Below are 14,075 nucleotides of genomic sequence, written 5' to 3'. Positions count from 1 at the left end.
CACGCCACGTGCACGGGCCGTCCCGACCGGGACCCCCGCTCAAGAAGCCCGCGGACGGGCCGACAACGACAAGGACTGTCCCCATGGATCCGAGGCTGCCGAGCCGCATGTCGCGCGACCTGCTCAACCGCATCGACCAGCGCACCCGCTTGGCCGGCCACAACCGGCTGGCCCTGCTGCTGTTCCGCCTCGGCGGCCGCCAGCTGTTCGGCGTCAACGTCTTCAAGGTGCAGGAAGTGCTGCGCCGGCCGCCGCTGTTCCCGATCCCGCGTCTGCCGCCCGGCTTCGTTGGCGCCGCCGACATCCGCGGCCGCTCGGTGCCGATCCTCGACCTCGGCAGCGCGGTGCGCTACCCCGAGCGCCATCTCGACCCGCCCTACCTGGTGGTGACGGAATTCAACCGCTCGGTGCAGGGCTTCCTCGTGGCCGAGGTGGACCGCATCGTGAACATCGCCGTCGAGGACATCCGCCCGCCGCCGGAACTCGGCGTGGACGACAGCTACCTGACGGCGGTCACCCGCTACGGCGGCGAGCTCATCCAGGTCATCGACGTCGAGTCGGTGCTGGCCGATGCCACTGGCGCCAAGATGCTGCAGTCGATCGAGCAGCGCCTGAAGCTGGGCAACGGCGAGGAACCGGTCCGCATCCTCGTCACCGACGACTCCCGCGTGGCGCGCAACCAGATTCGCGGCGTGCTGGACCAGCTGGGGGTTTCGTCGACCCTGCTGTCCGACGGCCGCCAAGCCATCGAGCACCTGAAGCAGCTGGCCGCCGAGGGCATCGATGTGACCCGCCACTACGCGATGGTGATCTCCGACATCGAGATGCCCTCGATGGACGGCTACACCCTGACGACGGAAATCCGCCGCGACCCGGCGCTGGCCGGTCTGTTCGTGCTGCTGCACACCTCGCTCTCCGGCGTGTTCAACAACGCCATGGTCGACCAGGTGGGCGCGAACGCCTTCGTGGCCAAGTACTCGGCCAACGAACTCGCCGAGAAGGTGCTGGCCCGCGTGCAGGCCTTCCAGCGCGAGAAAGCCGCGGCCTGAGGCCGCCGCCGACCCTGCCGCCGGCGCGTCCCGCCGGTCTGGCACGGCCCTTGCACCGCTCCGAGGCAACCCACGCCCGGAGCCGCCCATGGCCGGTCCCTTCGACAATCCGTTCGGTCTTTCCGCCCTGTCGCTGCCGCTGCGCGAGCAACGGCTCAAGGTGCTGTCGTCGAACCTCGCGAACGCCGACACCCCGGGCTACCAGGCTCAGGAATTCGACTTCCAGCGTGCGCTGAAGGGCGCCGAAGACCACCAGCGCAGCGTCTCCGCCGGCCCCTCGCGCGGGCCGCTCGGCTTGGGTGGCGGTGGCGGTGCGGCCGATGCGATGGGCCTCGCCGACGGGCCGGATTTCCGCCGCTACGTGACGACGCGGCAGGCGCTGCAGCCGAGCCTCGACGGCAACACCGTGAACACCGAAACCGAGAACGCCGCCTTCGGTCGCGCGGTGCTCGAGTACCGCGCCTCGCTGACCTTCTTCGAATCCCGAGTGCGCGGCCTGATGACCGCGATCACGGGTCAATGAAGCCGCCGGCCACTGAGGAATCGCCATGAGCAGCCTGCCCATCTTCGACGTCGCCGGAAGCGCGCTCTCCGCGCAGTCGGTGCGCCTCAACACCATCGCCTCCAACCTCGCCAACGCCGACACCGTCGGCCGCACGGCGGACACCGCCTACAAACCCATCGAGCCCACCTTCGAGACGGCGCCACTCCCCGGTCAGGAGGGCATGAGTGGGGTGAAGGTGCTGCGCGTCGACCCGTCCGAGAAACCGGCCATCAAGCGCTACGAGCCCGGCCATCCGATGGCCGACGCCGAGGGCTACATCTACGCGCCGGACGTCGATCCGGTAGCGCAGATGGTGAACCTCATCTCCGCTTCGCGCGGCTACCAGGCCAACGTCGAAGTGCTCAATTCCGCCCGCGAGCTCGCGCTCGCCACGCTCACCATCGGCCGCTGACGCGGCCCCGGGAATCGACCATGGCATTCGACGTCAACGTGGCCAACGGCATCGGCCTCACCAGCAGCCCGCAGACCCAGAGCCGCATGGGCAAGTCCGACCTCACGCAGGCCGACTTCCTGCGCCTGATGACCGAGCAGTTGAAGAACCAGGACCCGCTCAAGCCGCTCTCGAACGCCGAGTTCGTCAGCCAGATGGCGCAGATGTCGACGGCGCAGGGCGTGGGCGACCTCGAGACCGCCATCGACAACATGGCGACGTCGTTCAACGGCGACCAGGCACTGCGTGGCGCCAGCCTCATCGGCCGCACCGCCCTCGTCGAAACCAATCGCCTGCCGCTCTCCGCGGACGCCGAAGGCGTGCTCTCGGCCAGCGGCGTCGCCGCCACGCCGGGCGCGGGGCCGGTGACGATCGAGATCACCACCGCCAACGGCGCGCTGGTACGGCGCTTGCAAGTCACCTCCTCAGGGGCCGGCGACGTGCCCTTCGCGTGGGACGGACGCAACGAGCAGGGGCAGGCGATGGCGCCGGGCACCTACCGGATGCGCGCCACCTTCGGCGAAGGCCGCGATTCGAAGGCCGTCGGCACCGGGACCATGGCGCCGATCGACAGCGTCACGCTCGACCCGCAGGGAATGCTGCTCAACCTCCGCGGCCTCGGCACGGCGCCGCTCTCCGCGATCCGCCGATTGGGCTGATGCCTCGCCGGTCATGACCACCGACAACACCCGCTGCACCGCACCTGGAGTCACGCCATGAGCTTCCGCACCGCCCTCTCCGGCATCAACGCGGCCACCACCGACCTCTCGGTGACCTCGAACAACATCGCCAACGTCTCGACGGCCGGCTTCAAGAAAGGCCGCGCGGAGTTCGGCGACCTCTATGCGGCGTCGATCTTCGGCACCTCGCGCAACACCGCCGGCTCCGGCGTGCGCGTCACCGGCATCACGCAGCAGTTCACCCAAGGCCCAATCGAGTTCACCAACCGCAACCTCGACGTGGCGGTTTCGGGTGGCGGCTTCTTCACCCTGAACAACAACGGCGCGACCGTGTACTCGCGCGCCGGCAACTTCCAGGTGGACCGCGACGGCTTCGTGGTGAACCCGACCGGCGCGCGCCTGCAGATCTTCCCGCCGACGGACCAGTCCGGGAACAACTTCGAGACCGGCCGCCTGCAGGACCTGCAGCTCACCACCACGGACAGCGCGCCGAGCGCGTCGACCGAGGTGGTCGTCGGCTCGAACCTGCCGGCCAACGGCACCGTGCCGACGGCCGCGCCCTTCGACCCGAACGACACGAACACCTTCAACCACTCGACCTCGATCACGCTGTACGACTCGCTGGGCGTCGCCCACGTGCAGACGCTGTACTACGTGAAGACGGCGAACCCGAACGAGTGGCAGCTGCACAACTACATCGACGGCACGGCGGTCGGCACGGCGCAGACGCTGCAGTACGACGCCCAGGGTGCGCTCACCACGCCGGCGACGGGCTTCGTGACCTTGCCGGCCTACACGCCGACCACCGGCGCCGCGGCCATCAACCTCACGCTCGACCTGCGCAGCTCGACCCAGTACGGCGAGCGCTTCGCCATCAATGACCTGCGCCAGGACGGCTACACCACCGGCCGCCTGATCGGCATCGAGTTCTCGCAGGAAGGCGTGGTGTTCGCGCGCTACACCAACGGTGTCGCCGCGCCGCTCGGCCAGGTGGCGCTCACCACCTTCCCGAACCAGCAGGGCCTGCAGAACCTCGGCGACAACCTGTGGTCGGAGACCTTCGACTCGGGCGGCCCGCGCCGCGGCGCGGCCGGCACCTCGGACTTCGGCCTGGTGACCTCGGGCGCGCTCGAAGGCTCCAACGTCGAACTCACCGAGCAGCTGGTGAACATGATCGTCGCGCAGCGCAACTTCCAGGCCAACGCGCAGATGATCCAGACCACCGACCAGATCCAGCAGACCATCATCAACCTGCGTTGATCGCGGGCTGACACCGGAGCACGACGATGGACAAGGCCCTTTACGTCGCGATGTCGGGAGCGCAGGCCAACCTGCGCGCCCAGGCCGCGGTGTCGCACAACCTGGCCAACGTCTCCACCGCCGGCTTCAAGGCGCTGCTGCACGCCACCGAGGCCTTCCCGGCCAAGGGCGGCGAGGTCGGTTCGCGCACCTACACGATGGGCGACGTCGGCGGCTTCGATGCCACCGGCGGCAGCTTGCAGACCACGGGCAATCCGCTGGACTTCGCGCTCAACGGCGCGGACTTGTGGATGAGTGTCGCCGACCGCGGCGGCAAACCCGCCTACACGCGCGCCACCGACCTGAAGCTCGATGCCACCGGCCGGCTGATGAACGGCCGCGGCGAGCCGGTGCTGGACGATTCCGGCCAGCCCGTCGCCCTTCCGCCGTTCCAGAGCCTCTCGGTCGGCGGCGACGGCACCGTCGCCATCGTCGCCCTCGGCGATGCCACCGGTACGGCGCAGAACGTCGCCCGCATCGGCGTCGTCCGCGCCGATCCCACGAAGCTCCAGCGCGGCGAGGACGGGCTGTTCCGCCCGACCTCCACCGATCCGGCGGCGCAGCCGCAGGCGGCGGCCGGCGAGGTGCTGATGAGCGGCGTGCTGGAGAACAGCAACGTCAATGCCACCGAACAGCTGGTGGCCATGATTTCCCTCTCGCGGCAGTTCGAGATGAACCTCAAGGTCATCCGCAGCGGCGACGAGAACGCGCAGGCGGCGAACACGCTGCTGCGCGCCCGCTAAAGGAGACGCGCCATGAACCCCGCCCTTTGGATCGCCAAGACCGGCCTCGACGCGCAGCAGACGCGCATGTCGGTGGTGGCCAACAATCTGGCCAACGTCAACACGACGGGCTTCAAGCGCGACCGCGCCAGTTTCGAAGACCTGCTCTACCAGCAGGTGCGCGCGCCGGGTGGTGCGAGCTCCCAGCAGACCAACCTGCCCTCGGGCCTCCAGCTCGGTACCGGCGTCCGCGTGGTCAGCACGGCCAAGAGCCACATCCAGGGCAACCTGCTGCAGACCGGCAATGCGCTCGACGTCGCCATCAACGGCCGCGGCTTCTTCCAGGTGCTGTTGCCCGACGGCACCGAGGCCTACACCCGCGACGGCAGCTTCCAGATCAACGCCCAGGGCGAGCTGGTCACGAACTCCGGCTACACGATCCAGCCGGGCATCCAGATCCCGGAAGGCGCCCAGGCCATCTCGATCGGCAGCGACGGCACGGTGACGGTGCAGATCGCCGGCCAGGCGGCACCGCAGGAAGTCGGCCAGATCACCCTCACCGACTTCGTGAACCCCTCCGGCCTGTTCGCCAAGGGCGAGAACCTCTTCCTCGAAAGCGGCGCTTCCGGCCCTGCGCAGGCCGGCACGCCGGGCCAGGCCGGCATCGGCCTGCTGGCGCAGGGTTCGCTGGAGAGCTCGAACGTCAACACGGTGGAAGAGCTGGTGGCGATGATCGAGACGCAGCGCGCCTACGAGATCAACGCCAAGGCCATCAGCACCACCGACCAGATGCTGGCCTACCTCAACAACAACGTCTGAGCCCCGCCATGAAGCGCGCCCTCGTCCTCGCCCTCGTCCTCCTGATGCTCACCGCCTGCGGCCACGGCGCGATGATCCGCGGCGACGTCCAGCCGCTGGCGCCGATGGCGGTGATGCAGGTGCCGGTACAGGCCACGGCCGTGCCGAGCGCCGGCGCCATCTACCGCGAAGGCCCCGGCCTGCGGCTCTACACCGACCGCAAGGCGCGCGAGGTGGGCGACATCGTCACGATCAACCTGTCGGAACGCACCCAGGCCAGCACGCGCGCCAACACGGCGATCACGAAGGAATCGACCAACACGATGTCCGGCACCGTGTTCGGCGCCCCGGTGACGGTGGGTGGCCAGGACGTCCTCGACAACTCGCTGTCCAACACCCGCGACTTCGCCGGCGATGGCAACTCGACGCAGAGCAACCAGATCACCGGCACGCTCACCGCGCAGGTGGTGCAGAAGCTGCCGAACGGCAACCTCGTCATCCAGGGCAGCAAGGAGCTCACGCTGAACCAGGGCAACGAGCTGATCCAGGTGCAGGGCATCATCCGCACCGCCGACATCGGCCCCGACAACACGATCGCGAGCACCCGCGTGGCGGATGCCCGCATCGTCTACGGCGGCCGCGGGCCGATCGCGCGCAGCAATGCGATGGGCTGGCTCGACCGCTTCTTCAACGGCGCGTGGTTCCCGAACTGAGGCACCGCGCGGCCGCCTGCCCCGGGGTCAATCCCCGAGGAAACGCGTCCCCACGTTGATCGAGGCGAACTGCACGAGCTGGGCGTTGCCGCGCAGGCCGATGCGGATCGTCGTCGGCTTCCGGAAGAACTGCTTCGCCTGGTCCTCGCTGAGGCCGAGGCTGTCGACGAGGAAGCTGCGGCTGATCGCGCCGCCGATGCACACGCGCGAATAGGTGTACAGGCGGCTGGTCGAGAAGCCGGGCGCCATCGTCTGCAGCTCGTTCACTGCGATCAGCGACTGCTCGAAGCGGCCGGCGAAGGGCAGGCCGGTGAGCGGGTTCACCAGTGTCGGGTCGGCCAGCACCTCGTTCTCGATCACGTAGTACGGCCGCAGCACGAAGCGCGCGTTCGCGTTCGCGGCGGTCTCGTTGCTCCAGAACACCTGGGCCACCGGGGTCTGCCAATGGCAGAGGAGGCTGTTCGTGCTCCTCCCCGGCAGCGTGATCTTGGCGAGATCCGGACGGTCGAAGCTGGTGGTGGCCGGCGCCGGGTTCAGCACCACGCAGTTCGTGCGCGGCGGATCGGTCGGGGTGGCGGGGCTGCAGTCGGTGTCGAGTTCGATGAAGCCGGAGAGCAGCCCGAGCCAGCGGGCGTTGCGCCCGAAGCTGGCGGCGTCGCCCACGTCGGCGTCGGTGAGTTCGGTGGCGAGGACCCCGGGGAGGCGGTCAGCGGCGCGGGCGGGCAGGGCGGCGGCCAGCAGGGCGGCCGCGAGGGCGGCCAGGGCGAGCGGGGAGCGGGGAGCGGATCATCGCGGTTCTCCATTGGGCGGGGGAGGGGGTGGAGCCCGCGAATCCTGCGCCGGGTTTCCGGCCCGACTTGTAGGAAAACCACGCGTCCCGAGGTGGGGGAACGCCGCGAAGCCGGTCTGGCCCGGGAATTGCAAGTTCCCGCCCGTGCGGTCGATACCGCTGGAGACTCCCGATGCTGCCCAATGCCGCCCGTGCCCGTTCCGTCCACACCAGCCTGCTCGCCCTGCTGGCGCTGCTGGCTGCCTTGGCCACCGCCCCGGCCAGCGCCGTCGAGCGCATCAAGGACCTCGCCCAGATCGAGGGCGTGCGCGGCAATCCCCTGATCGGTTATGGCCTCGTGGTCGGCCTGGACGGCACCGGCGACCGCACCAGCCAGTCGCCCTTCACCACCCAGAGCCTCAAGAACCTGCTCGACGAGCTCGGCGTGACGGTGCCGCCGGGGATCAATCCGCAGGTGAAGAACGTGGCGGCGGTCGCCATCCATGCCGAGCTGCCGCCCTTCGCGCGACCGGGGCAGGCCATCGACGTCACGGTGTCCTCGATTTCCAATGCCGTGAGCTTGCGCGGCGGCGCCCTGCTGATGGCGCCGCTGAAGGGCGCCGATGGGCAGGTCTACGCCATCGCCCAGGGCAACTTGGTGGTTGGCGGTTTCGGCGCCGAAGGCAGCGACGGCTCCCGCGTGTCGGTGAACATCCCCAGCTCCGGCCGCATCCCGAACGGCGCCATCGTCGAGCGCGCGATCCCGGACGCACTGGCCCAGAGCGGCGCCGGCGGCACCCTGATGCTCAACCTGCACCAGCCCGATTTCACCACCGCCAGCCGGATGGTCGACGCCCTGACCAAGGCCTTCGGCGAGGCGGCCGCCACGGCGCTCGACGCGGGCACCGTGCAGGTGCAGACGCCCACCGACGCCGGCGCGCGCGTGGCCTTCCTCGCCCGCGTCGAGAACCTGACGCTCGACCCCGGCCAGATCGCCGCCAAGGTGGTCGTCAACGCCCGCACCGGCACCGTCGTGATCGGCAGCAACGTGCAGGTGATGCCGGCCGCCGTCGCGCACGGCTCGTTGACGGTCACGATCACCGAATCCGCCAATGTCAGCCAGCCGGCGCCCTTCAGCCAGGGCGAGACCGTGGTGACGCCGGAATCGACCGTCGAAGCCACCGTCGACGGCTCGCGCATGTTCCTGTTCCGCGGCGGCACCTCGCTCGACCAGATCGTGCGCGCCGTGAACGAAGTGGGGGCCGCACCGGGCGACGTGATCGCCATCCTCGAAGCCTTGAAGCAGGCCGGCGCGCTGCGCGCCGAGCTGGAAATCATCTGAGCCACGGCCATGCGCGTCGACGCCCGTCCCCTGCCGCTTTCGCCGCCGCCGGCCAACGACGCCGCGCAGATCGACAAGGTCGCGCGGCAGATGGAAGGCCTGTTCGCGCAGATGATGATCAAGCAGATGCGTGAGACGGCGCTCGGCGACACGATGTTCCCCGGCGCCGCCGGCCAGTTCCGCGAGCTGTACGACGAACAGATCGCGAAGTCGCTGACCGAAGGCAAGGGCCTTGGGCTCTCCACGATGATCGCCCGGCAGCTCAGCCGCCAGGCCGGCGGGGGTGCGGACGACGCCGTGCAGGCACTGCCGCTCTCGATGCCGAAAGCCGGCAGCGCGCCGATGCTGCCGCTCGACACCTACCTGCGACCGCTGGCGGCGAAGCCGCTGGCGCGTGACGCCGCCGCGCCGCTGCCGTCCGCGCCCACTGGCGCGTCGACGCCGGCGCTCGCTGCCTCGAATACCCCGGCTCGACCGAACTGGATCGCCGCCGCCGACGTGCCGCGGATGATGCCGGCCGTGCGCGCCAGCGCCGCCACCGAACCTGCGCCCTCCGCGACGGCAGGCCCGGGCAACGCCCGCGTCGACGCCTTCGTCGCCAAGGTCTGGCCGCACGCGCAGAAGATCGGTCGCGAACTCGGCGTCGACCCGCGCGCCATCGTCGCGCAGACGGCGCTCGAAACCGGCTGGGGCCGCAGCACGATCAGCGCGAACGGCCAGACGGCGAACAACTACTTCGGCATCAAGGCCACCGGCGGCTGGCGCGGCGGCAGCGTGGCCACGGCGACGCAGGAGTTCGCGAATGGCGGCTTCCGCACCGAACGCGCGGCCTTCCGCGCCTACGACGGCGTCGAGCAGAGCTTCAACGACTACGCCGCCCTGCTGAAGCGCAGCCCGCGCTACGCCGGGGCGCTGAATGCCGGGGACGACATCCGCGGCTTCGCCGCGGCCCTGCAGCGCGGCGGCTACGCCACCGATCCGGCCTATGCCCGGAAGATCGAAGCCATCGCCACCGGCCCAGCCCTGAATCGCGCGCTGGCCCGCCTCGACATCGACGACGCCACCGGCCCGACCGCCCCGTCGGCCCGCAACCTGATGTTTGCCGCCAGCGGCATGGGAGCCTTCTGATGCCCAGCATCCTCGGCAACGGCACCAGTGCCCTGCTGGCCTTCCAACGCGCGCTGGCGACCAGCAGCCACAACATCGCCAACGCGACGGTGGACGGCTACACGCGGCAGCGCGTCGAGCTGTCCAATCGCCCCGGCGACGGCTTGCGCAACAACTACATCGGTGCCGGCGTGCAGATCGCCAGCATCACGCGCCTCTCCGACACCCTGGTCACCAACCGCTTGCTCGACAGCCAGGGGGAGATCGGTCGCCTCGACCTTGTGAACGGCTTCGCGCTGCGCATCGACCAGCTGTTCACCGACGCCACCACCGGCCTTGCCCAGCCCTTTTCGGCCTTTTTCGACGCCGCGCAGGGCGTGGCCGCCGAGCCGGCCTCGCAGGCGGCGCGCACCGAATTGCTTGGCCGCGCCGAGGCCCTCGTCGCCCGCTTCGACCAGCTGCAGGGCGGGCTCGACCAGATCGACCGTGAGATCAACGCGCGCCTGACCGGCGGGGCCGAGGAAGTGAACCGGCTGGCCAGCGAGATCGCGCGGCTCAACGTCGAAATCGGCCGCAACGGCCCTGGCAACGCCTCGCCCGACCTGCTCGACCAGCGCGACCGCCTCGTGGCGGATGTGGCCAACCTCACCGGCGTCACCACCCTGCCGCAGGAAGACGGCTCGCTCAACGTCTTCACCACCGGCGGCCAGCCGATCGTGGTCGGCGCCACGGCCTCGCGCTTCGTCACCGTGCAGGACGACTTCCGCAACGACCGTGTCGTGCTGGCTCTGGAAACCACGACGGGCACCGTGCGCCTCGGCGCCGGCAGCATCGCCGGCCAGCTCGGTGGTGCGCTGTCCTCGCGCGCGGACCTGGTGGATGCCGGCCGCGCCGAACTGGGACGCATCGCCGCCACGCTGGCCGAGATCGTCAACGGCCAGAGCACTGCGGGCCTCGACCTCAACGGCAACGTTGGCACCGACTTCTTCGCGCTCGCGGCACCGCAGCCGTTGGCCAACCGCAACAACACCGGCACGGCCACGCTCGCCGTCGACATCGCGAACGTCGGTGCGCTCGACGGCGTGCCGCTGGAATTCCGCTTCGACGGCGCCAACTGGACCGCACGCCGCGGGGACAATGGCGCGCCGGTCGCGCTGGCCGGCCTCGGCACCGTGGCCAGCCCCTTCGTCGTCAATGGCATCGAGGTGGTGGTGTCCGGTGCGGCCGCGGCCAACGACCGCTTCCTGATCGAGCCGACCAGCAACGCGGCGCGCGATATCGCGCTGGCCATCAACGACCCGAACCGCATCGCCGCCGCCAGCCGCATCCGGCCGAGCGCCGACCTGACCAACCTCGGGCAGGGCCGCGTGGTCTCGCTGGCGGTGCTCGACCCGACCAACGCCGCGCTCACCACGCCGGCGACGGTCCAGTTCCTGACGCCCACCACGTTCAGCCTCAACGGTGGCCCGGCCCAGGCCTACACGCCGGGCGCCAACATCGACGCCAACGGCTGGCGCCTCGTGCTCGACGGCGTGCCGCGGGCCGGCGACACCTTCCGCGTCGGCGCCAACGTCTCGAACTCCAGCGACAACACGAACATGCGGGCCTGGGCGCAGCTGGATGATTCCCGCGTGCTCGGCGGCGGCGCCAACTCGCTCAACGACGCCATCGTCGCGCAGACCACGCGCATCGGCTCGGCCGCGCGCGAGACCAGCTTCTCGCTCGACAGCCAGAAGGCCATCGACGAAGCGCTGGTGCAGCAGCGCGAGTCGCTGTCCGGCGTGAACCTCGACGAAGAGGCCGCCGACCTGCTGCGCTTCCAGCAGGCCTACCAGGCGGCGGCGCAGGTCATCAGCATCGCCGACACCGTGTTCCAGACCTTCCTCGCCGCCGTGCGGCGCTGACGGAGCACAGCCATGACCACTCGCATCTCCAGCAATTCGCTCTACGAGGCCAACATCGCCCAGCTGCTGCGCCGGCAGGTCGACCTCATCGCCACGCAGAACCAGATCGCCAGCGGCCGACGGGTCAACACCGCGGCCGACGACCCGCTCGCGGCCGGCGCGGCCACCGCCATCGACCGCTCGCTGGCCGAGCTGGAACGCTTCGAACTCAACGCCAACGTGCTGGGCAACCGCCTGAACTTGCAGGAAAGCAACCTGACGGAAGCCGGTGAACTGCTGCAGCGCGTGCGCGAACTGAGCATCCAGGCCGCGAACGCCCCGCTTTCGGCCAGCGACCGCCAGACCATCGCCCGCGAAATCCGGCAGATTCGGGAAGGCCTGCTCGGTATCGCCAACGGCACCGACGCGGCCGGCCGCTACCTGTTCGGCGGCGCGCAGGACGACCGCCCGCCCTTCGTCGATGCCACCACCGGCGTCACCTACGTGGGCGACCAGGTGCAGCGCCGCATCGAGGTGGCCCCGGCCCTGGCCCTGGCCGATGCCGAGCCGGGCAGCGAGGTGTGGATGCGCATTTCCACCGGCGACGGCCGCGTCGCCGTGGCCGCCGCGGCGGCGAACACCGGCACCGGCCTGCTCGGCACCTTCGGCGTGCTCGATGCGGCGGCCTGGGCCGCGAATGGCAGCGTCGGCTACCGGGTGGCCTTCACCTCGCCGACCACCTACGAGATCCAGGACGCCGGCGGCGCCCCGCTGGTGCCCCCCCAGACGGGCACCTACGCGCCGGGCGACACGCTCAGCTTCGAGGGCCTGCAGCTCCGCCTCAACGGCGAGCCGGCCACCGGCGACGTGTTCACCATCGACCCCGCCGGGCGGCAGGACATCTTCGGCACCCTCGATGCCCTGGCCGACAGCCTCGAGGCGCCGGCGACCACTGTCACCGAGCGGGTGCGGCAGCAGAACGCCATCTTCGTGGCGCTGGCCAACGTCTCCTCGGCCCAGGACCATTTCGTGGACAAGCGGGCCGCCGGCGGGGCCCGGCTGGCCGGCATCGACGAGGCCAGCGCCCTGCGCGAGGCCACCACGGTCACCCTGAAGACCACGCTCTCCGACCTGCGGGACGTGAACGTCGCCGAGGCCGCCAGCCGCCTCGCCCAGCAGAGCACGGCCCTGGACGCGGCCCAGCTCAGCTTCCAGCGTGTGGCCAGCCTCTCCCTGTTCAATTATTTGCGCTGATCCACAAATCGCAGTCTCCGGGGCCTAAAGCTCCGGCCGGTAGCGCCGTTACTGCATACAGCAGCGGGAGCACCGGGCCACGGCCCCCCACCGCGGCCCCGGACGGCACCCCGTCGCACCGGCGTAAAGACCCGATCAGGAGACCCTGCCATGAGCGTCATCAATACCAACACGATTTCGCTGAACGCCCAGCGCAATCTTTCGACGAACAGCGCCACGCTCGCGACGACCATCCAGCGCCTTTCGTCGGGCCTGCGCATCAACAGCGCCCGCGACGACGCGGCCGGCCTGGCGATCTCGGAGCGCTTCAGCACCCAGATCCGCGGCCTGAACGTGGCCGTCCGCAACGCCAACGACGGCATCTCGCTGGCGCAGACGGCGGAAGGCGCCCTCGGCGAAGTCGGCACCAACTTGCAGCGCATCCGCGAACTGGCGGTGCAGTCGGCGAACGCCACCAACAGCCAGAGCGACCGTGACGCGCTGAACGCCGAAGTCACGCAGCTCGTCGACGAAATCGACCGCGTGGCCAAGCAGGCCGAATTCAACAGCACCAAGCTGCTCGACGGCTCGTTCCTCGGCCAGCTGTTCCAGGTTGGCGCCAACGCCGGCCAGGCCATCGCCATCCAGAAGACCGCCAATGCGCAGGCCGCTTCCCTCGGCGGCGCGGTGTTCGACTCCGAAGACAACGCGGGTGCTGCCACTGGCACCGCCACGGCCGCGGCCACGATCACCGGCATCTCGGTGACCGACAGCCTCGGCAACGCGGTCGCCATCGACGACGTTTCGATCGCCATCGGCGACACCGGCGCCGTTGTGACGGGCAAGATCGTCGCGGCCATCAATGCCAAGATCGGCGAGACCGGCGTGCTGGCCACGGCCGACGGCACCAACATCGACTTCGCCTCGGTGCGCGAGTCGGTCAATGCCAGCGGCGCCTTCACCGGCTTCATCGTTAACACCGGCACCGTGAGCAGCTCGACTGCGGGCATCACCCTGGCCTCGGCGCCGGCCCAGAACACCACGGCACCGGCCTCGGCCTTCCTCGACGACCTCGACATCTCGTCGGTCAAGGGCGCCGGCCAGGCCCTGGCGATCATCGACAAGGCCCTGACCACGGTGAACGGCGCCCGCGCCGACCTCGGTGCGGTGCAGAACCGCTTCCAGTCCGTGGTGGCCAACCTCAACACCAGCGCAGAGAACCTGACGGCCTCCCGCAGCCGAATCCGCGACGCGGACTACGCGAAGGAAACCGCCGAGCTGACCCGCACGCAGATCCTGCAGCAGGCCGGTACGGCGATGTTGGCCCAGGCCAACCAGATCCCGCAGAACGTCCTCTCGCTGCTGCGGTAATCGATCCGGGCGCCGGCCTCGCACCGGCGTCCCGATCCGCGATGCCCGAAGGCGGGCCCGAGCCCGGGCCCGCCTTTGCTTTGTCCTGAATTCGCGCGGCGACGCCTCCGGGTG

General features: G+C 70.1%; 14 protein-coding genes. 13 read left to right on the top strand and 1 reads right to left on the bottom strand.

Annotated elements, in window-relative coordinates; all coding sequences use genetic code 11:
- Positions 1–107: 107 nt before the first annotated feature.
- The 8 genes from O9255_RS03980 (at position 108) to flgH (ending at position 6,256) form a co-directional block, all read left to right on the top strand.
- Positions 108–1,049: a chemotaxis protein CheV gene (locus tag O9255_RS03980; protein ID WP_297865660.1), complete on the top strand. Its 942-nt coding sequence runs from the start codon at positions 108–110 to the stop codon at positions 1,047–1,049.
- Between the two features lie 88 nt (positions 1,050–1,137).
- On the top strand, positions 1,138–1,572 hold the full coding sequence (locus tag O9255_RS03975) for a flagellar basal body protein (RefSeq protein WP_297865540.1): 435 nt from the start codon (positions 1,138–1,140) through the stop codon (positions 1,570–1,572).
- Between the two features lie 25 nt (positions 1,573–1,597).
- Entirely contained in the window at positions 1,598–2,005 is a 408-nt protein-coding gene (gene flgC / locus O9255_RS03970) for a flagellar basal body rod protein FlgC (protein WP_297865539.1), read from the top strand.
- A gap of 20 nt (positions 2,006–2,025) precedes the next feature.
- Positions 2,026–2,703 carry a flagellar hook capping FlgD N-terminal domain-containing protein gene (locus O9255_RS03965; protein ID WP_297865538.1) on the top strand — a complete coding sequence of 226 codons (678 nt, stop codon included), beginning with the start codon at positions 2,026–2,028 and terminating at the stop codon, positions 2,701–2,703.
- Between the two features lie 57 nt (positions 2,704–2,760).
- Complete coding sequence (gene flgE, locus O9255_RS03960; protein WP_297865537.1) at positions 2,761–3,984, top strand: flagellar hook protein FlgE; 1,224 nt, start codon at positions 2,761–2,763, stop codon at positions 3,982–3,984.
- Between the two features lie 26 nt (positions 3,985–4,010).
- The gene (locus O9255_RS03955) at positions 4,011–4,766 is read left to right on the top strand and encodes a flagellar basal body rod protein FlgF (RefSeq protein ID WP_297865536.1); all 756 of its coding nucleotides are present in this window, start codon (positions 4,011–4,013) and stop codon (positions 4,764–4,766) included.
- A 12-nt stretch (positions 4,767–4,778) separates the two neighbouring features.
- The gene (gene flgG, locus O9255_RS03950; RefSeq protein WP_297865535.1) at positions 4,779–5,564 is read left to right on the top strand and encodes a flagellar basal-body rod protein FlgG; all 786 of its coding nucleotides are present in this window, start codon (positions 4,779–4,781) and stop codon (positions 5,562–5,564) included.
- An 8-nt stretch (positions 5,565–5,572) separates the two neighbouring features.
- A complete protein-coding gene (gene flgH / locus O9255_RS03945) occupies positions 5,573–6,256 on the top strand; it encodes a flagellar basal body L-ring protein FlgH (protein WP_297865534.1) in 684 nt (227 codons plus the stop codon).
- 27 nt (positions 6,257–6,283) lie between these two features.
- Here the strand turns inward: flgH and O9255_RS03940 are convergent, their stop codons facing one another.
- Positions 6,284–6,919: a hypothetical protein gene (locus O9255_RS03940; protein WP_297865533.1), complete on the bottom strand. Its 636-nt coding sequence runs from the start codon at positions 6,917–6,919 to the stop codon at positions 6,284–6,286.
- A gap of 299 nt (positions 6,920–7,218) precedes the next feature.
- Between O9255_RS03940 and O9255_RS03935 the strand changes: the two genes are divergently transcribed.
- From O9255_RS03935 to O9255_RS03915, 5 genes are all read left to right on the top strand, one after another.
- Positions 7,219–8,367: a flagellar basal body P-ring protein FlgI gene (locus O9255_RS03935; RefSeq protein WP_297865532.1), complete on the top strand. Its 1,149-nt coding sequence runs from the start codon at positions 7,219–7,221 to the stop codon at positions 8,365–8,367.
- A gap of 9 nt (positions 8,368–8,376) precedes the next feature.
- A complete protein-coding gene (gene flgJ, locus O9255_RS03930; protein ID WP_297865531.1) occupies positions 8,377–9,495 on the top strand; it encodes a flagellar assembly peptidoglycan hydrolase FlgJ in 1,119 nt (372 codons plus the stop codon).
- Positions 9,495–11,378, top strand: a complete 1,884-nt coding sequence (flgK, locus tag O9255_RS03925) for a flagellar hook-associated protein FlgK (RefSeq protein ID WP_297865530.1) — start codon at positions 9,495–9,497, stop codon at positions 11,376–11,378. The genes flgJ and flgK overlap by 1 nt, the downstream gene beginning before the upstream one ends.
- A gap of 12 nt (positions 11,379–11,390) precedes the next feature.
- Positions 11,391–12,611, top strand: a complete 1,221-nt coding sequence (gene flgL, locus O9255_RS03920; protein WP_297865529.1) for a flagellar hook-associated protein FlgL — start codon at positions 11,391–11,393, stop codon at positions 12,609–12,611.
- Positions 12,612–12,761: 150 nt separating this feature from the next.
- The gene (locus O9255_RS03915) at positions 12,762–13,961 is read left to right on the top strand and encodes a flagellin (protein WP_297865528.1); all 1,200 of its coding nucleotides are present in this window, start codon (positions 12,762–12,764) and stop codon (positions 13,959–13,961) included.
- The last annotated feature ends 114 nt before the right edge of the window (positions 13,962–14,075 follow it).

Source organism: Silanimonas sp., from assembly GCF_027530345.1.
Classification (GTDB): Bacteria; Pseudomonadota; Gammaproteobacteria; order Xanthomonadales; family Xanthomonadaceae; genus Silanimonas.
The sequence above is the reverse complement of the archived record's forward strand: the minus strand, read 5'-3'. Positions and strand labels throughout refer to the sequence as shown.